Source organism: Rhodanobacter sp. UC4443_H10, assembly GCF_052978325.1.
This window is the reverse complement of sequence record NZ_CM129668.1, coordinates 1,950,523-1,966,985: the sequence shown is the minus strand read 5'-3', so window position 1 is coordinate 1,966,985 and position 16,463 is coordinate 1,950,523. Positions and strand designations below refer to the sequence as shown.

At 63.1% G+C, this 16,463-nt stretch carries 19 protein-coding genes; 14 read left to right on the top strand and 5 right to left on the bottom strand.

What is annotated here, in order from left to right; translation table 11 throughout:
- The first annotated feature begins 3 nt into the window (after positions 1 to 3).
- The 9 genes from ACVCMB_RS09190 to ACVCMB_RS09150 all read left to right on the top strand — a co-directional run bounded on the left by ACVCMB_RS09190 (position 4) and on the right by ACVCMB_RS09150 (position 10,747).
- Positions 4 to 1,116 (top strand): c-type cytochrome, encoded by a 1,113-nt coding sequence (locus tag ACVCMB_RS09190; protein ID WP_447106742.1) that lies wholly within the window; start codon positions 4 to 6, stop codon positions 1,114 to 1,116.
- A gap of 2 nt (positions 1,117 to 1,118) precedes the next feature.
- On the top strand, positions 1,119 to 1,571 hold the full coding sequence (locus ACVCMB_RS09185; RefSeq protein WP_447107155.1) for a DUF411 domain-containing protein: 453 nt from the start codon (positions 1,119 to 1,121) through the stop codon (positions 1,569 to 1,571).
- Positions 1,572 to 1,662: 91 nt separating this feature from the next.
- Positions 1,663 to 3,705, top strand: coding sequence for a DUF4396 domain-containing protein (locus tag ACVCMB_RS09180; protein ID WP_447106741.1), 2,043 nt, complete (start codon positions 1,663 to 1,665; stop codon positions 3,703 to 3,705).
- 118 nt (positions 3,706 to 3,823) lie between these two features.
- Positions 3,824 to 4,180 (top strand): hypothetical protein, encoded by a 357-nt coding sequence (locus ACVCMB_RS09175; RefSeq protein ID WP_447106740.1) that lies wholly within the window; start codon positions 3,824 to 3,826, stop codon positions 4,178 to 4,180.
- A 76-nt stretch (positions 4,181 to 4,256) separates the two neighbouring features.
- Positions 4,257 to 5,528, top strand: a complete 1,272-nt coding sequence (locus tag ACVCMB_RS09170) for a TolC family protein (protein ID WP_447106739.1) — start codon at positions 4,257 to 4,259, stop codon at positions 5,526 to 5,528.
- Positions 5,525 to 6,811, top strand: coding sequence for an efflux RND transporter periplasmic adaptor subunit (locus tag ACVCMB_RS09165; protein ID WP_447106738.1), 1,287 nt, complete (start codon positions 5,525 to 5,527; stop codon positions 6,809 to 6,811). The genes ACVCMB_RS09170 and ACVCMB_RS09165 overlap by 4 nt, the downstream gene beginning before the upstream one ends.
- Positions 6,808 to 9,984 (top strand): efflux RND transporter permease subunit, encoded by a 3,177-nt coding sequence (locus tag ACVCMB_RS09160; protein WP_447106737.1) that lies wholly within the window; start codon positions 6,808 to 6,810, stop codon positions 9,982 to 9,984. Before ACVCMB_RS09165 ends, ACVCMB_RS09160 begins: the two co-directional genes overlap by 4 nt.
- 3 nt (positions 9,985 to 9,987) lie before the next feature.
- Entirely contained in the window at positions 9,988 to 10,344 is a 357-nt protein-coding gene (locus tag ACVCMB_RS09155; protein ID WP_447106736.1) for a copper-binding protein, read from the top strand.
- A 34-nt stretch (positions 10,345 to 10,378) separates the two neighbouring features.
- Positions 10,379 to 10,747, top strand: coding sequence for a hypothetical protein (locus ACVCMB_RS09150; protein ID WP_447106735.1), 369 nt, complete (start codon positions 10,379 to 10,381; stop codon positions 10,745 to 10,747).
- Between the two features lie 128 nt (positions 10,748 to 10,875).
- On the opposite strand, the gene merR is transcribed toward ACVCMB_RS09150, so the two are convergent.
- Positions 10,876 to 11,283 carry an Hg(II)-responsive transcriptional regulator gene (gene merR, locus ACVCMB_RS09145; protein WP_447106734.1) on the bottom strand — a complete coding sequence of 136 codons (408 nt, stop codon included), beginning with the start codon at positions 11,281 to 11,283 and terminating at the stop codon, positions 10,876 to 10,878.
- Between the two features lie 68 nt (positions 11,284 to 11,351).
- On the opposite strand from merR, the gene merC reads away from it, so the two are divergent.
- Entirely contained in the window at positions 11,352 to 11,774 is a 423-nt protein-coding gene (gene merC, locus ACVCMB_RS09140; RefSeq protein WP_447106733.1) for an organomercurial transporter MerC, read from the top strand.
- Positions 11,775 to 11,844: 70 nt separating this feature from the next.
- Positions 11,845 to 12,060: a GDCCVxC domain-containing (seleno)protein gene (locus ACVCMB_RS09135; protein ID WP_447106732.1), complete on the top strand. Its 216-nt coding sequence runs from the start codon at positions 11,845 to 11,847 to the stop codon at positions 12,058 to 12,060.
- A 20-nt stretch (positions 12,061 to 12,080) separates the two neighbouring features.
- Here ACVCMB_RS09135 and ACVCMB_RS09130 read toward each other — a convergent pair whose 3' ends face one another.
- From ACVCMB_RS09130 to ACVCMB_RS09115, 4 genes are all read right to left on the bottom strand, one after another.
- Positions 12,081 to 12,449, bottom strand: coding sequence for an ArsR/SmtB family transcription factor (locus ACVCMB_RS09130; protein WP_447106731.1), 369 nt, complete (start codon positions 12,447 to 12,449; stop codon positions 12,081 to 12,083).
- 73 nt (positions 12,450 to 12,522) lie between these two features.
- Entirely contained in the window at positions 12,523 to 13,035 is a 513-nt protein-coding gene (locus ACVCMB_RS09125) for an arsenate reductase ArsC (RefSeq protein ID WP_447106730.1), read from the bottom strand.
- A gap of 13 nt (positions 13,036 to 13,048) precedes the next feature.
- Positions 13,049 to 14,137 (bottom strand): ACR3 family arsenite efflux transporter, encoded by a 1,089-nt coding sequence (arsB, locus tag ACVCMB_RS09120; protein ID WP_447106729.1) that lies wholly within the window; start codon positions 14,135 to 14,137, stop codon positions 13,049 to 13,051.
- On the bottom strand, positions 14,134 to 14,643 hold the full coding sequence (locus ACVCMB_RS09115) for an arsenate reductase ArsC (RefSeq protein WP_447106728.1): 510 nt from the start codon (positions 14,641 to 14,643) through the stop codon (positions 14,134 to 14,136). The genes arsB and ACVCMB_RS09115 overlap by 4 nt, the downstream gene beginning before the upstream one ends.
- 72 nt (positions 14,644 to 14,715) lie before the next feature.
- Here ACVCMB_RS09115 and arsH point away from each other — a divergent pair, with 72 nt between their 5' ends.
- The 3 genes from arsH (at position 14,716) to ACVCMB_RS09100 (ending at position 16,395) form a co-directional block, all read left to right on the top strand.
- Positions 14,716 to 15,501, top strand: coding sequence for an arsenical resistance protein ArsH (arsH, locus tag ACVCMB_RS09110; protein WP_447106727.1), 786 nt, complete (start codon positions 14,716 to 14,718; stop codon positions 15,499 to 15,501).
- Between the two features lie 20 nt (positions 15,502 to 15,521).
- Positions 15,522 to 15,941, top strand: a complete 420-nt coding sequence (gene arsC / locus ACVCMB_RS09105; protein WP_447107154.1) for an arsenate reductase (glutaredoxin) — start codon at positions 15,522 to 15,524, stop codon at positions 15,939 to 15,941.
- Positions 15,942 to 16,005: 64 nt separating this feature from the next.
- Complete coding sequence (locus ACVCMB_RS09100; protein WP_447106726.1) at positions 16,006 to 16,395, top strand: hypothetical protein; 390 nt, start codon at positions 16,006 to 16,008, stop codon at positions 16,393 to 16,395.
- Positions 16,396 to 16,463: the final 68 nt, after the last annotated feature.

The window sequence follows — 16,463 nt, the reverse complement described above, 5'->3', positions numbered from 1 at the left end:
ATCATGAAACAACATATCAAGCATCACAGCATCACCGTCGCCGTTGTCCTGGGTGTTCTTGCCATCGGTGCCGGTGCGTTCGTGTACTCCGGCATCTACAACATCGGTGCCGACGACCACCACACCAAGCCGGTTTTTGCGGTGCTGCAGACCCTGCGTGAGCGCTCCATCCATGTGCGCTCGGAAGACCTCACGGTACCTGACCTCAGCGACCCGCAGCTGATCCTGAAAGGGGCCGGCCAGTATGCCGCGATGTGCACCCAGTGCCATCTCAAGCCCGGCATGAAGGACTCGGAACTTCGTCCCGGCCTGTATCCGCAGCCGCCGAACCTGTCGCAGGTGCGAGTCGACCCGAAGGACGCGTTCTGGATCATCAAGCACGGCATCAAGATGAGCGCGATGCCGGCATGGGGCGGCAGCCACGATGATCCGACCATCTGGAGCATGGTCGCGTTCCTGCAGAAACTGCCGGGCATGACACCGCAGCAATACAAGGACATCGTAGCTAAGGCACCGCCGGATGAAGACATGGATATGGGCGACGAGGGTGGCCACAATCATAGCCACGGTGGGGCCGCCGACGAGGACGCCGGTGCTGCCGACATGAAGGACATGGTGATGTCAGGTGAAGCCGGTCACAACCATGACGCGGCTCCGGAAGACGACCACGATCATGCAGCCGCCACCGCACCTGCGGCTGAGACACCGCTGTCGCTGGACGGCATGAAGCCGAAGGCGGTAGCAGCAGCCGAGGCCGTGGCGCAAGCATTCCACACAGCCTTGCAGCACGGTGATCGAGCGGGGGTGCTCGCGTTGCTGGCATCCAACGTCACCATCAGCGAAGGCGGTCACACCCAGACGCGCGACGACTATGCGAACGGTCACCTGGGCGAGGACATCGCGTTTCTGAAGAGTGCCAAGATCACGCCGGTCTCGCTGGGTTCCATGCCGATGGGCGACACCGCGATGGTCGGCAGCGAAAGCAACATCCACACCACGGCCAACGGCAAGCCCGTCGCGATCCGCAGTCGCGAATTGCTTAGCCTCAAGAAAGACGGCAAGGACTGGAAAATCGTGTCCATCCAGTGGCAGTCCGCACCGGTATCGGGAGAATGACCATGAAGCGATGGCTTTCCCGACTGGGTGGTTTCGCCCTGTTTGCCGCCGTATTTTCGCCGTTGGCGATGGCCGCGAATGCCATCGATGTCTACCGCGATCCCTCGTGCGGCTGTTGCGGCGCGTGGATTTCCTATCTGCGCACGCAGGGCTACGCCGTCACGGTACATGAGGACCAAGCGATGACGGCAGTGAAGACGCGGCTCGGTGTGCCGGCCGACGCCACGTCCTGCCATACGGCGCTGATCGGCGGTTACGTCATCGAAGGGCATGTGCCGGTGGAAGACATCCGCCGGCTGCTCGCCGAGCACCCGGATGCCCGAGGCTTGGCGGCACCAGGCATGCCGATCGGCTCGCCGGGCATGGAGATGGGCGCGCCGGAGCACTATGACGTGGTGTTGATCGGAAGGGATGGATCGTCCCGTGTCTTTGCCAGCCACGGTCCGAAGGCGTGATCGCCGTGGCCGGTGGACGAATTGTCCGTTCGTGTGCCGGCCACGCTCGCACAGCATGTGCCCCTGACATCCCAGAATGGTTTGGAGAGTGATGATGCTCCTGCAGCCGATCGATATTTTTGTCTACGCGTGGCTTGCCATCGCGGTGCTCTCGGCGATCTATGTGGCGTGGGATCAATTCCGCGGCAATCCCGAACCCACGGTGATGAAGTGGGGGTTTGTGTTGATTACGCTGTACATGGGACCGATCGGTTTGCTGCTCTACGTGATGGCCGACAAGGAGCCGGCACCAGGCACCCATGAAGCGTTCGTGCAGCCGCTGTGGAAACAGGGCGTGGGCTCAGCCGTGCACTGTGTCGCTGGTGATGCGACCGGCATCATTCTCGCCGCTGTGGTGGTTTCCCTGATCGGCCTGCCGATGTGGGCCGACCTGCTCGTCGAATACGCCGCCGGCTTCCTGTTTGGTCTGCTGATTTTCCAGTCGCTGTTCATGCGCAAGATGATGGGCGGCTCGTACCTTGAGAACGTGCGCAAATCGTTCATGCCGGAATTCATTTCGATGAACGCGATGATGGCCGGCATGGCACCGGTCATGGTGCTTCTGATGATGGGGCGCGACATGCGCGCGATGTGGCCGGGTGAGCCGCTGTTCTGGTTCGTGATGTCGCTGGGTGTCACGGCCGGGTATGCAGTGACCTATCCGGTCAACGTGTGGCTGGTGTCGCGCGGGATGAAGCACGGGCTGATGACGGTGCGCGCTGATGCCCCCGCCCCGCACGATAAACCACCGCAGGCGGCGAAGAACGCGTCACACGATCATGGCGCGATGGCGTCGATGCCCGCCGGCCATGTGATGCCGGCGGACATGGGAATGGAGGACGGCAAGCACGACGCGTCCTCCAGCCACGGCATGCACGACGGCGGCAAGACACCGACACGCGCGCAACTCCTGGCGGTTACCGGCTTCACCAGCCTGATGCTGATCGCCGGCATGACCTTGCCCTCCGCCTTCGTCAACATGCGGCTGTCCGCACACGAGGTCGGCAAGCTGATCATGCCGCCGGGCATGATCACCACGCAGGAAACCCCGGCCGCGACCATGCGTGACATGGCGGGTATCGATCCACGCGAAAGCGTATATACAGCACCCGTCAGCGCTCAAGGTGACCAACTTCTACAGCCGCAGATCGTCGACGGGGTGAAGGTGTTTCATTTCAACCTCGAAGTGATCCAGTGGAGCATCCTCGCGGATCGACCGGTGAACGCCTATGCGGTCAATCGCCAGGTGCCGGGCCCGCGCATTGAACTCGAACAGGGAGATCACGTGCGCTTCGTGGTGACCAACCATCTGCCCGAGTCGACCACGCTGCACTGGCATGGTCTGATCGTGCCCAACGCGATGGACGGCCCGGCTGTCGTCACGCAGAAGCCAATCGCGCCCGGTGCGACCTACACCTACGACTACGTCGTGCCCCAGGTCGGCACCTATTTCTATCACTCGCACGACCACCCGGACCGCCAGCAAAGCCTGGGCCTTTACGGCGCGCTGATCGTACGCCCCACGCATAATCCGGAGAATCTCAAACGCCTCGCCTCGTTGCATCTGCCGCCAGAAGAGGTAACCGCCGCAGCCGATCCGGCGAAAGAAGTGAAAGCCGATCATGAGTACACCCTCCTGCTGCAGGAATGGCTGGCCCGTGACGGCATCACCTATCCGGCGATGAACATGGAAGGCGGTCTGCCCAACTACTTCACAATCAATGGCAAGGCGTACCCGTCGACCGACACGGTGAAGATGCGTGTGGGCGAAACGATCAAGATCCGCTTCATCGGCAGCAACACCAATTTCGTGCACCCCATGCACATCCACGGCGGCCCGTTCACCGTGGTGGCCCGTGATGGCGTGGATCTGCCCAAGGATGCACAGTTCCAGGCGGACACCGTGAATGTCGGCCCCGGCCAGCGGTACGACGTGATCTGGACCGCGCGCAAGCCAGGGCGTTGGCTGGTGCACTGCCATATTCCGCACCACACCACCAACAACAACCAGGAGCAGCAAGGCGGTGGCGGGTTGATGATGGTGCTCGACGTGCTCGACGCCAACGGCCATTCGCTGCCGATGCCGCCGCAGTAAGATCGCCATCACCATGACCCACATCCCACAGCCGAGACTAATGCCACGCCGCTGGCGCTTGCGCGACCTCCGTCGCGCACGCCTGACGCGCTGGCTGCTGCTCGGGAGTGTGTTGTTCATGCTCGGCCTGCAGTCGGCCCTGGCCGCCTACGCCTGCACGATGCCGTCGGGCATGATGGGTCCGGCCATGGCCATGAGTACATCCGCCAGGGATGCTTCCATGGCCACCACGTGCCCGGAGATGCGGCACGCACCGGCCGATCGGCTGTTGTGTGCCAAGCATTGCGCCTCCGATGCCTCTGCTCCGAGCGATGCCCGCCCGCTGTCGGTGCCTCCCAATGTACTGACGGCGTTGCCGCCGGTGTTGCCCGTGATGGCCATGCAAACACAGGCCACGGCGGAGCCCGAGCGGCGTTACCAACTGCGTGCGCCTCCGCCATCGGCCTTGTTGTTGTTCTGCTCTCTCCTGATCTAGCGCACGGCGGGTTCGACCGCGGTGTCGTCGTGTCCGTCCGGGTGCGACGCAAGCTAGATCATGGGAGTGCTCCATCATGGGTTTCCTTTCTTTCGCCCGGTGCCATGCGCCGAGCTTGGCCGTCGTCCTGGGTTGGGCGATGGCGACGGCGGCGTACGCCGCTGATCGGCCGCTGACGCTTGAAGCGGCGGTGCAGCGCGGTGTGACGCAGGCACCGCTGTTGACGGCTCGTGACGCCGATATCGATGCGATGCGCGAGGAAGCCGCCCGTGCCGGGCAACTTCCCGATCCGTCGCTCACGTTCGGCGTATCCAACTATCCCGTCACTGATCCGGGCGCGTTCAGTCTGCGCTCGGACACGATGACCATGCGCACCGTCGGGGTGATGCAGACGATTCCCTCGCGAGCGGCGCGCGACGCCGAGCGCGGTCTGGCCGCTGCGCAGATCGGTGCCGCCGAGGCCGATCGCGCAGGCACGGCGCAAACGGTGCAGGAACGCATCGCCGATGCGTGGGTCGATCTGTGGGCGATCCAACAGAAGCGCGCGCTGCTGGTCGCGTTACGCAGCGAGAGCGCACTGGCCGTGCAATTCACCCAGGCGCGATTGCGTGGCGGTGAAGGCACTGCGACCGACGCGCTAGCCACGCGGGCCGAAGCCGCCACGCTGGACAATCGTCTGGAGGCCGTTGATGCGGACCTCGCCGCCGCCCAGGCGGGTCTGGCGCGCTGGCTTGGACCCGGCGTTTCCGACCTGGCCGAAGCACCGGATTTTGGTCAATTGCCGGTCACGGCGGATCACCTGGAACAGCACATCGATCAGCAAGCGCCGATGCAGGCGTGGCAGGCGCGCGAACAGGTCGCGCAAGCCGCGCTGGACCAGGCGCGTGCGGCCAAACATCCCGACTGGAGCGTTAGCATCATGTACGGGAAACGTGCGCCCTACCTGTCGGACATGGTGACGTTGCAGGTGGGCGTGAGCCTGCCGCTGTTCACTCGCAACCGTCAGGATCGCGGCATCAGCGCAAAACAGGCGCAATGGGACGCCGTGCAGGCCGCGCATGAAGACGCCCGTCGCGCGCAGGTAGAGGCAGTGACACGGGCGGTAGCGACATGGCAAGGATGGAACCGACAAATCCAGCGCTACCAGGACACCTTGCTTCCGCTGGATCGGGATCGCGCCACCACGGCGCTGGCCGGCTACCGCGGTGGCGGCATGTTGCAGCCATGGCTGGATGCCCGTCGCGACGAGATTGAATTGCGTCTGAGTTATGCCGATGCGCTGGCCGCCCGCGCCCGGTTATGGGCCTCGCTGGCCTATCTATTACCTACTTCGGAGACGACGCCATGAAGCGCGCACTGATGATGCTCACTGCCGCGTTGCTGGCGGTCATGCTGCTCCTGATTGGCTATCTCGGTGGTCGCCACCCATCGCCTCGGTCATCGACCAGCGCCGCGACATCCGCGCCAGACGCCGGTGGCAAAAAAATCCTGTACTGGTACGACCCGATGGTGCCCACACAGCATTCCGACGAGCCCGGGCTGTCGTCGATGGGTATGCAGATGGTGCCCAAATACGCTGACGACGGTGCCGCCAGGGACGTCGTCCGAATCGACCCGGCGACGGTGCAAAACCTGGGTGTGCGTACCGCGCCGGTCGAGCGTCGCGTGCTGGCCTCCGCGATCCAGGTGCCGGGCACGGTCACGTGGGATCTTCGCCAGGCCACCACCATCAGCGCGCGGGTCGATGCCGTGATCAGCAAACTCGATGTGCGTGCGCCATACACCACGGTTGCTGCGGGTGCACCGCTAGCCGAGTTGCTGGCGCCGCAATGGAACAGCGCGCTGGCCGAATACGGTGCACTTCAACAAGCACAATCGACCGACGCGAAAGACCTTCGCGCGGCCTCGCGGGAACGCTTGCAGGTGCTGGGCCTGACGCCGGCAGATATACAGTCGTCGCGTCATGGCTCGGGTGCGGCAATCACACTGCACGCCCCGCAGGCAGGCGTCGTCACGACACTGGATGTGCGCGAAGGCCAACGCGTTACGGCGGGCCAGACCCTGATGACCGTGAATGGTCTGTCCACCGTGTGGATCGAGGCCGCCCTGCCGCAGGCGGCAGCCGGCACGGTGCGCAGCGGCACGCCAGTCACCGTCACGGTCGATGCGCTCCCGGGGCGATCGTTTCACGGCACAGTGGAAACCTTGCTGCCGGATGTGGATGCGATGACGCGCACCCAGCGAGCCCGCATCGTGCTCGCCAATCCCGATGGCGCCTTGAGCCCGGGCATGTTCGCCACCGTGCAGCTCAAACCGACTCCCGACGCGGCTATGCCGGTGGTGCCGGACGATGCGCTGATCGCGACGGGCACTCACACGCGAGTCATTCTCGCCGAGGGGGATGGTCACTTCCGTGCCGTAACGGTGCGTGCCGGCCGCGCGGCCGGCGGCTATACGGAAATTCTCGATGGCCTCACGGGTGGCGAGAAAGTGGTGGTCTCCGGCCAGTTCCTGATCGATTCGGAGGCAAGCCTGTCCGGTGCGCTGGAGCGTCTGAATGACTCCTCGGTGCCTCCGGCACCGGCGACCAGTGCGCCAATGCCGGGCATGCCGATGGGAGACAAACCATGATCGCCGCCCTGATCCGTGCGTCGATCGCCCATCGGGTGTTCGTGCTGTTGGCCGCGCTGGCACTGGCGGCGGTCGGTGTGTTCTCCGCGCTGCATACGTCGGTCGACGCGCTGCCTGATCTATCCGACACCCAGGTGATCATTCGCACCAGCTACCCGGGCCAGTCGCCACAGGTGGTCGAGGATCAGGTCACCTATCCGCTGGCCACCACCATGCTGTCGGTACCCGGCGCGACGACCGTGCGCGCCTTTTCGTTCTTCGGCGACTCCTACGTCGACGTGCTGTTCGACGACAGCACCGATCTGTACTGGGCGCGTTCGCGTGTACTGGAGTATCTGAGCCAGGCAAGGGATCGCCTGCCTGCCGGCGTCACGCCGGCGCTCGGCCCCGATGCCACTGGATTGGGCTGGATCTACGAATACGCCCTGGTCGACCGTACCGGCCAGCACGATCTTGGCCAGTTACGCGCGCTGCAGGATTGGTTCCTGCGCTATCAGCTCAAGACAGTGCCGAATGTTGCCGAGGTCGCCACCCTGGGCGGCATGGAGCGCGCCTGGCAGATCGTGCCCGATCCACAGGCGCTGGCGGCGCGCGGGATCACCGTGACGCAGTTGGTCGATGCCATCCGCAGCGCGAACGGTGCCAACGGCGGCTCGGTGATCGAACAGGGCGAAGCGGAACTGATGGTGCGCAGCGAAGGCTATCTGAAGAGCCGCGCGGACTTCGAAAGCGTGCCCATCACGACCAACTCCGGTGGCGTGCCGGTGCTGCTGCGCGACGTGGCGACGGTGCGGCGCGGCCCGACGTTCCGCCGCGGTCTCGCCGAGCTGGACGGTCAAGGTGAAGTGGTTGGCGGCATCATCGTGATGCGCACGGGCAAGAACGCCAAAACCACCATTGCCGCCGTGAAAGCACGGCTGGCGGAATTGCAGCGCAGCCTGCCGGCCGGCGTCGAGATCGTGCCCACCTACGATCGCTCGCGACTGATTGATGCCGCGGTGGAGAACCTCTGGGGCAAGTTGCTGGAAGAGTTCCTGATCGTCGCGCTGGTCTGTGTGTTGTTCCTCGGTCATCTGCGCTCGGCATTGGTGGCGGTGATCACGCTGCCGCTGGGTGTGCTGACCGCGTTTATCGTGATGAACCTGCAGGGCGTATCGGCGAACCTGATGTCGCTTGGCGGTATCGCGATCGCCATCGGTGCGATGGTTGATGCGGCGATCGTGATGATCGAGAACACGCACAAGCATCTGGAACAGTGGCGCGAGGCGCACGACGGCGAGGATCCGCAAGGAGCCGCACGCTGGTCGCTGATCGCCGAGTCCACCGCCGAGGTGGGGCCGGCGCTGTTCGTGAGCCTGTTGGTGATCGCGTTGTCGTTTGTACCGGTATTCGCGCTGCAAGGTCAGGAAGGCAAGCTGTTCAAACCGCTGGCCTTCACCAAGACCTACTCGATGGCGGCAGCGGCCGGGCTGGCCGTGACCCTGGTGCCGGTGCTGATGGGCTATCTGGTGCGCGGACGCATCCGTGCCGAGCGCGCCAACCCACTCAATCGCGGCTTGATGCACGGTTATCGGCCAGTCCTCGAAACGGTGCTGCGCTATCCGAAAGCGACGCTGTTGTTGGCCGGTGTGCTGTTGCTCACCGCCATCGTGCCGATGAGCCGACTCGGCAGCGAGTTCATGCCGGCGATGGATGAAGGCACGCTGTTGTACATGCCCACGGCGTTGCCGGGCTTGTCCGCCGGCAAGGCATCGCAACTGCTGCAGCTCACTGATCGCATGATCAAGACCGTGCCCGAGGTCGATCACGTGTTCGGCAAGGCCGGGCGCGCCGACACCGCCACCGATCCGGCACCGCTGGAAATGTTCGAGACCACGATCACGTTCAAGCCGAAGGATCAGTGGCGGCCGGGTATGACGATGGACAAGATCAAGGCTGAGCTGAACAAGGCCGTCCATGTGCCGGGCCTCACGAACCTGTTCGTGCCGCCGATCCGCAATCGCATCGACATGCTCTCCACCGGCATCAAGAGCCCGATCGGCATCAAGGTTCTGGGTACCGATCTGGCCACGATGCAGGCCGTGGCCGATCGCATCGAGGCGGTGGCGAAGACCGTACCGGGCGTCAGCTCGGCGATTGCCGAGCGCCCAACCAGCGGTCGGTACGTCGATGTGCACATCCGTCGCGATGCCGCGGCCCGTTATGGGTTGTCCCAACAGCAGCTGCAGCAGTGGATTGCGACCGTCGTGGGCGGCGATCCGATCGACCAGACCGTCGAAGGACGCGAGCGCTATCCGATCGTCGTGCGCTACCCGCGTGCCGCGCGTGATTCGGTCGAAGCCTTACGCCAGCTACCCATCGTCGCCGCCAACGGTGCCCAACTCACGTTGAGCCAGGTGGCCGACATCGCCGTGGTGGCGGGGCCGTCGATGCTGAAAAGCGAGGACGGTCAGTTGGCCACCTATGTCTACGTCGACACAACCGGCGGCAACCTCGGTGGCGTGGTCGCGGATCTGCAGCGTGCGGTGGCGCAACAGGTGACCTTGCCACCGGGGACGACCGTGGCGTGGTCCGGCCAGTTTGAATATCTGGCCAGTGCCATGCAGCGGCTCAAGCTGGTGGTGCCGATCGCCTTGGTCATCATCTTCTTGTTGATCTACGCCGTCTTCCGGCGCGTGAGCGAAGCGGCGCTGATCATGGCCAGTGTGCCGCTGGCGCTGGTCGGCGGTCTGTGGCTGATCTGGCTGCTCGGTCACGCCGTGTCGGTGGCCACGATCATCGGTTTCATCGCGCTGGCCGGTGTCGCCGCCGAGTTCGGTGTGGTGATGCTGCTGTACCTGCGTCATGCTTGGGATCGACAGCTCGCGCGCGATCCGCAGGCGGGTTTCGACGCACTGGATGAAGCCATTCGCGAAGGTGCCGTGCAGCGTGTGCGGCCCCTGGCCATGACCGTCGCGGTGATCCTCGCCGGCCTGTTCCCGATCCTGCTCGGTCACGGCGCCGGCTCGGAAGTCATGCAGCGCATCGCTGCCCCGATGATCGGCGGCATGCTCACCGCCCCGTTGTTGACCATGCTCGTACTGCCTGCCGCGTTTCGCCTGCTGGTTCGTTATCGATTGCGCCAAGCCAGCAAAACAGACACCTCACTTCACTCCCACCCGCAAGGAAACTGACCCATGAAAAAGCATCTCCTCATCCTCGCACTCACCGGCGCGCTGATCGCCACCTCCACCATGGCCGCCGCCCAGCAGATGGACCCGAACATGCCTGGCATGACCGGCATGCAGCACGACGCCAAACCGGCTGACGCGCAAGGCACTGGCATCGTCAAGGCAATCGACACAGTCAAGAACACCATCACGCTGCAGCACGAGGCGATTACCTCCATTGGCTGGCCGGCGATGACCATGGCTTTCAAGGTTGCCTCACCGGATCTGCTCAAGGCCGCGAAGGTCGGCGACAAGGTGCAGTTCACGCTGCACCCAGCGGGCATGGACAGCACGGTGACCTCAATCAAACCCGTGCAGCCTTAAGAGCAACGCTCAGAAATGGCGTAGGAGAATTCACATGTGGCGCACTATCGCTACCCTCATCGTGCTCGGCGTCGCCGGGACGACGCTCGGTGGCTGCGCTAGCTCCGCTGTGCAGCAAGATCAGGTCGTTGTTCAAGGACACGTTTTGGAGCAATCGGATCACACCGTGCTGATTGATGTGGGGTCGGCCGACCACATCGCCATCGGTAACGAGTTTGTGGTGTACCGGGTGACGCGCTTTGGCGATGCCGCTAAGGGAAACACTTATTCCAGTGAAAGGAGGAGTGGGTCCATCCGAATCGATGAGATTCTCACCGCTCATTCGTCACGGGCCACGATTGAGGACGGCATTGCGTCGACGGGGGAGATGGTCGAAATGACGGTGTTTCGTTCCTCACGGTAATCGTCACAGTGTCGTGACACCCACTCACTTGGCACAACCCGAAACTGATCAACGCGACCCGGCGGCGCATGCCGCCGGGCTGCAACATCTAGCCGAAGTGCTTCACCCGCGTCCTGCCTGTTGTCATTTCAGCAGGCATGCAGCGAGGCGATCAGCGGGCAGGACACGCTGCGCTGACGCGCACCGCATTGTTCGACGAGCATAGCGAGGGCCGTCTCCATGCGTGTGAGGTCGGCCAGCCGGTTGCGTACATCGGCCAGCCGCAGCGCGGCCAGACTGGCCGCTTCCGTGCAATGGGTGCCGTCCTCCAATCGCAGCAGCTGCGCCACTTCATCGAGGCTGAACCCCAAACGCTGCGCGGATTTCACGAATTTCACCCGGGCGACCTCCGCGTTTCCGTAGCGACGGATGCCGCCCGGCGGACGCGCGGGTTCCGTCAATAGGCGCTTGCGCTGATAGAAGCGGATCGTCTCGACATTGACTCCGGCTGCCTTGGCGAAAGCACCGATGGAAAACGTATCTTGCCTGGAGGGCATGGGCTTGACTCCGTACTTGACTACGGGAATACCTTAGACCACTGGCATCCCGTGCGAAAGGAGACCCCATGTCCTTGCTTACCCGGCTGGCTGACAAGGCCGGACTGATCGGCAGTGCCGTCTCGGCGGCGGCCTGCGTGAATTGCTTTCCCGCCCTGGCCAGCCTCGGTGCGGCGATCGGGCTGGGGGTGCTGAGCCCGTACGAAGGCCTGTTCATCCGCATCCTGCTGCCGGGGTTTGCTGCCATCGCGCTGCTCGCCAACGCGCTGGGCTGGCTCAGTCACCGGCAGTGGCCGCGTGCCGCGCTCGGCATGCTCGGCCCGTTGCTGGTGCTGGCGGCGGTATTTGTGATGCGGGCCAGTGGCCATCGCACTGGATGGCTGCTCTATCCGGGCCTGCTGCTGATGGTGGCCGTGTCGATCCGCGATCTACTGGCGCCAGCACCCAGCGCATCCTGCCGCACAGTCAGTGATACCGTGGACGCCCGCTGAATCGACACGATAGATACGCGCACAGCGAAGACTCTGCCGACACTTCACCCTCATTTTTCCGGCGAAACACATGACGACCGAGCTCATCCTGCAGAGCACGCTGACCTGCCCGCATTGCGGCCACCAGGTTGTCGAGACTATGCCGACTGACGCCTGCCAGTTCTTTTACGACTGCGCGAGCTGCGGCGAGCTGCTCCGGCCGAAAGCCGGTGACTGTTGCGTGTTTTGCTCCTACGGCAATGTTTCGTGCCCGCCGATCCAGCAGCAGAAATCCTGCTGCGAATAGCGGTCGCAAAATTCCGCCCGTCAGGCTGTTCTGGCCTTGCTTCGCGATTTGGTGGTAGCCGTTGACGGCTTGCACGAAGTCTTGTCGACTCCACAGCTGCCGTTGGACTGACTGCAGCAATGGTCTGTGAGATAGCCGATGAGATCGTTCATGGCCTCGATCACAGGGGCGTAGTAGATGAAACGTCCACTCTGCTGGCTGGTCACAAGGCCGGCGTGCGACAGCTCCTTCAGATGAAAGGAGAGCGTCGCATTAGCCAACCCGAGCTTCTCAGCAATCACACTGGCGGCGAGACCGTCCGGTGCGTGTTCGATCAACAGCCGATAGACCGCTAACCGCGACTCTTGGGCCAGCGCCGAAAGGATCGCGAGGACTTGTTTGGTTTGCATAGTGCGAGTAGCCATCTCAGAACGGTGCGGATTGGCATGCCTTCGCAGTGTAGTGCTTGCGCTCACCACCGGATCAACCGGCCGCGTCGTTACTGGGCGCTTTTCCAATCGCATCGAGCCGGCTCGACAGTGCGAGCCGATCCAGAGCCGCGACGTTCAAGTTGAGTAGCAAGCTGATCCGTTGTTGCAGAAGGTTCCGGGCCAGCACGAAGGCTTTGTAAACGGTGGCCTCATCGCCTTGCGCCTTCGCCGGATCAGGGATGCTCCAGTGCGCGGTGATCGGCGCACCCGGCCACGCGGGGCAAACCTCACCGGCCACCTGGTCACACACGGTGATCACGAAATCCATCACTGGGGCATCCGGTGTCGTGAACTCCGCCCAGCTCTTGCTGCGCAGTCCGTCAACGGGAAGGTCCACGGCTTTGAGCACGTCCAGTGTCTGGGGATAAACGAAGCCTTTGGGCTGGCTTCCGGCACTGTAGCCATGAAAACGATCGCGGCCAAAGTGATGAACGGTCGCCTCGGCCAGAATGCTGCGCGCCGAGTTACCGGTGCACACGAACAACACGTTGTAATGACCTTGCATGACGATGCTCCGCTCAAGCCTGCGGTGATTCATACCAACGCTTGCTGCCGTTGACGATGCGAACCACCGACAACATCACCGGCACTTCGATCAGGACGCCAACCACCGTGGCCAGCGCGGCGCCAGAGTGCACGCCGAAGAGGCCCACCGCGGTGGCAACAGCCAGCTCGAAAAAGTTGCTGGCACCAATCAGCGCCGAGGGTCCGGCCACGCAATGAGGTACACCGAACCGACGATTGAGCACGTAAGCCAGGCCGGAGTTGAAATACACCTGGATCAGGATCGGCACGGCCAGCATCGCGATCACTGCCGGTTGGGCAAGGATCTGCTGGCCCTGGAATCCGAACAGCAGCACGAGGGTGGCCAGCAGCGCGAACAAGGACGCCGGCCCCAGACGCTGGAGCAGTTTCTGCAGCTGTGGCTCACCGCCACGCGAGAGCACCCAACGGCGAAGCGCCACGCTGATGGCCACGGGCACCACGATGTAGAGCAGCACCGACAACAGCAGCGTGTTCCAGGGCACCGTGATCGAGGAAATGCCCAGCAGTAGCGCCACGATCGGCGCAAACGCCACCACCATGATCGTGTCGTTCAAGGCGACTTGGCTCAGCGTGAAGTTCGGCTCGCCGTGGCAGAGATTGCTCCACACGAACACCATCGCCGTGCACGGCGCCGCGGCCAGCAGGATCAGGCCGGCGATGTAGGAGTCGAGCTGATCCGCGGGAAGGTAGCCGGCGAAGACGTGGCGGATGAAGATCCATCCCAACAGTGCCATCGAGAACGGCTTCACCGCCCAGTTGATGAAGAGCGTGACACCGATGCCTTTCCACTGACGGCGCACGCCACCAAGCGCGCTGAAATCAATCTTCAACAGCATCGGGATGATCATCAGCCAGATGAGCACGGCCACTGGCAGATTGACCTGCGCGACCTGCATGCCCCCCAAGGCTTCAAAGGTACCCGGCAGCCAGTGACCCAGAACGGTGCCCGCCATGATGCACAGCAAGACCCAGACCGTGAGGTAGCGCTCGAAGAAGCCGATGCGGCTGCCACTGGCCGTATCCGGATCGGCGTCGAGCACTTCAGCAGACAACTGATTCATGCGTGTTCCTCTTCGGCGTCGGTGATGGTGCCGATGTGATCAAGGGCCAACTTCAACTCGTCCCGGCTCATCGTTTCCACCGGCAGGTTCAGCAACGCGTTGACTCGATAAAGCACGAGCGTGTGGGCAAGCCGGAAGGCTTCGATCGCGGCGCCTTCACCGTGGGCGGCCGCCGGATCGGGCTGACCCCAATGGGTCTTCACGAAATCGCCGAATAGCACCGGGCACGTCTCGTTGGCGGCGTTGTCGCAGACCGTGATCACGATATCCAGCGGTGGCACACCTTCCCCGGTGAAGCGATCCCAGGACTTGCTGTTGAGACTTTCGGTAGGTATGCCGAAGGCCTTGAGCTCTTCGATCGCATTGGGATTGACGCGGCCGGTCGGCTGACTGCCGGCGCTGAAGGCTTCAAAGCGGCCTTTGCCCAAATGGTTGAGAGTCGCTTCGGACAGGATGCTGCGGGCGGAATTGCCCGTGCAGATGAACAGAACGCGGCACGGATGCATGACGGTCTCGGATTGGATTCTATATTTCCATAATGATAGAATCATTTAATCAAAGCAACAGGAACCGTGTTCATGACGATGCAGGATCTGCCTCACATTGCTGCCGATGCGCTGGAAACGCCGAGCTTGGCCAAGTTGGCCCTGCCGGCCGACTCCACCCATCCACCACGCATCCTGATCCTGTATGGCTCCCTGCGCCCGCAGTCGTTCAGTCGCAAGTTGGCCTTGGAAGCCGAGCGCATCCTGCGCCAGTTCGGCGCGGAAACGCGTGTGTTCGATCCGCATGAGTTGCCCATTCTGGACAGCGTGCCCAACACGCATCCCAAAGTGCAGGAGCTGCGGGCGCTGTCCTTGTGGTCGGAGGGCCAGGTCTGGATCAGCCCGGAACGTCACGGTTCGGTGACCGGGGTGTTCAAGAATCAGATCGACTGGTTGCCGCTGGAAGAAGGCAGCGTGCGGCCAACACAAGGGCGCACCTTGGCGGTCATGCAGGTCAGCGGTGGCTCACAATCGTTCAACGTCGTCAATGCACTTCGCGTGCTGGGCCGCTGGATGCGTATGGTGGTCATCCCGAACCAGTCGTCGGTCGCCAAGGCTTGGCAGGAGTTCGACGACACCGGCCGGATGAAGCCATCGCCGTTCTACGATCGCGTCGTGGACGTGATGGAAGAGCTGTTCAAGTTCACGCTGATGGTGCGCGATCGCAGCGACTACCTGGTCGACCGCTACAGCGAGCGCAAAGGTGCAGCTGAAGCGCACGCCTTGTTGGTCGCCGCTGGCGTGACCGAAGAAGCTGCGCCGGATCCGGTCGTGGTGAAACCGGTCAAGACCAGCTGCTGTGCCAGTGGAGCCTGCTGATGATGAGTGCCGCAACACCGATGACCGCCACGATCTATCACAACCCTGACTGCGGTACCTCGCGCAATACGCTGGCGTTGATCCGCCATGTCGGCATCGAGCCCACGGTGATCGAATATCTCAAGACGCCGCCCAGTCGCGAACAACTGCTCAAGCTCATCGACGAAGCCATGCTCAAGCCGCGCGAGGCCTTGCGCGAAAAGGGAACGCCCTTCGCTGACCTGGGATTGAGCGGGTCCGGCATCACCGATGACGTCATCATCGATGCCATGTTGAAGCATCCGATTCTGATCAACCGCCCGTTTGTGGTGACGCCACGTGGCACAAGGCTGTGTCGACCCTCGGAGGTGGTGCTGGACATTCTGCCGCCGGTGACAAGGCCGTTCACCAAAGAAGACGGCGAAGTGGTGATCGATACCAATGGCCAACAGTCGCGCTGATCCATCGACAAATGATGGTTGAATGAAATTGTCTAACAGCGCGGCAGTCGTATAGGATCGGCGGATGTATCGGTCCACTCCATCGCTGCTGACTCGCCTGCGCCGCCACCGCGGTCTGTGGGTATTGGCCGTGGCCGTGCTGATGATCAAGCTGATCAGCGGGTCGATCTGCGTGGCCGATGGACCCGGATTGCGATTCGCGTCGGCGACCGCTGCTGCCCCGATCACCTCGTTGGCAGATACCGCCGTCAGCACGCTATCGGCTGACGATGCGAACGACTGTCTTCTGGGTGAAGGAGCAGGTTGTCATTGTGCCTGTGCGCACTCGGTGACGTTGCCGGCCACTGCGCCGCTGTCCATCGCCAGAATGGAGGCGCGGTTCGCGCCGCTGACTCTCCATTCGGGATTCACGCCGGCCACGCCCGGTTCGTTGTTGCGTCCTCCCATCGCCTGAAACCGCTCCGTTTCGCGACACCGCCGTTTGTGCGGTTCGTCGCTTCGTGACCGTTTTCAGGAGATCGC

Coding starts and splice junctions, on each gene's coding strand:
- ACVCMB_RS09190 (WP_447106742.1), top strand. CDS start 4: ATGAAACAACATATCAAGCATCACAGCATCACCGTCGCCGTTGTCCTG.
- ACVCMB_RS09185 (WP_447107155.1), top strand. CDS start 1,119: ATGAAGCGATGGCTTTCCCGACTGGGTGGTTTCGCCCTGTTTGCCGCC.
- ACVCMB_RS09180 (WP_447106741.1), top strand. CDS start 1,663: ATGATGCTCCTGCAGCCGATCGATATTTTTGTCTACGCGTGGCTTGCC.
- ACVCMB_RS09175 (WP_447106740.1), top strand. CDS start 3,824: ATGCTCGGCCTGCAGTCGGCCCTGGCCGCCTACGCCTGCACGATGCCG.
- ACVCMB_RS09170 (WP_447106739.1), top strand. CDS start 4,257: ATGGGTTTCCTTTCTTTCGCCCGGTGCCATGCGCCGAGCTTGGCCGTC.
- ACVCMB_RS09165 (WP_447106738.1), top strand. CDS start 5,525: ATGAAGCGCGCACTGATGATGCTCACTGCCGCGTTGCTGGCGGTCATG.
- ACVCMB_RS09160 (WP_447106737.1), top strand. CDS start 6,808: ATGATCGCCGCCCTGATCCGTGCGTCGATCGCCCATCGGGTGTTCGTG.
- ACVCMB_RS09155 (WP_447106736.1), top strand. CDS start 9,988: ATGAAAAAGCATCTCCTCATCCTCGCACTCACCGGCGCGCTGATCGCC.
- ACVCMB_RS09150 (WP_447106735.1), top strand. CDS start 10,379: ATGTGGCGCACTATCGCTACCCTCATCGTGCTCGGCGTCGCCGGGACG.
- merR (WP_447106734.1), bottom strand. CDS start 11,283: ATGCCCTCCAGGCAAGATACGTTTTCCATCGGTGCTTTCGCCAAGGCA.
- merC (WP_447106733.1), top strand. CDS start 11,352: ATGTCCTTGCTTACCCGGCTGGCTGACAAGGCCGGACTGATCGGCAGT.
- ACVCMB_RS09135 (WP_447106732.1), top strand. CDS start 11,845: ATGACGACCGAGCTCATCCTGCAGAGCACGCTGACCTGCCCGCATTGC.
- ACVCMB_RS09130 (WP_447106731.1), bottom strand. CDS start 12,449: ATGCAAACCAAACAAGTCCTCGCGATCCTTTCGGCGCTGGCCCAAGAG.
- ACVCMB_RS09125 (WP_447106730.1), bottom strand. CDS start 13,035: ATGCAAGGTCATTACAACGTGTTGTTCGTGTGCACCGGTAACTCGGCG.
- arsB (WP_447106729.1), bottom strand. CDS start 14,137: ATGAATCAGTTGTCTGCTGAAGTGCTCGACGCCGATCCGGATACGGCC.
- ACVCMB_RS09115 (WP_447106728.1), bottom strand. CDS start 14,643: ATGCATCCGTGCCGCGTTCTGTTCATCTGCACGGGCAATTCCGCCCGC.
- arsH (WP_447106727.1), top strand. CDS start 14,716: ATGACGATGCAGGATCTGCCTCACATTGCTGCCGATGCGCTGGAAACG.
- arsC (WP_447107154.1), top strand. CDS start 15,522: ATGACCGCCACGATCTATCACAACCCTGACTGCGGTACCTCGCGCAAT.
- ACVCMB_RS09100 (WP_447106726.1), top strand. CDS start 16,006: ATGTATCGGTCCACTCCATCGCTGCTGACTCGCCTGCGCCGCCACCGC.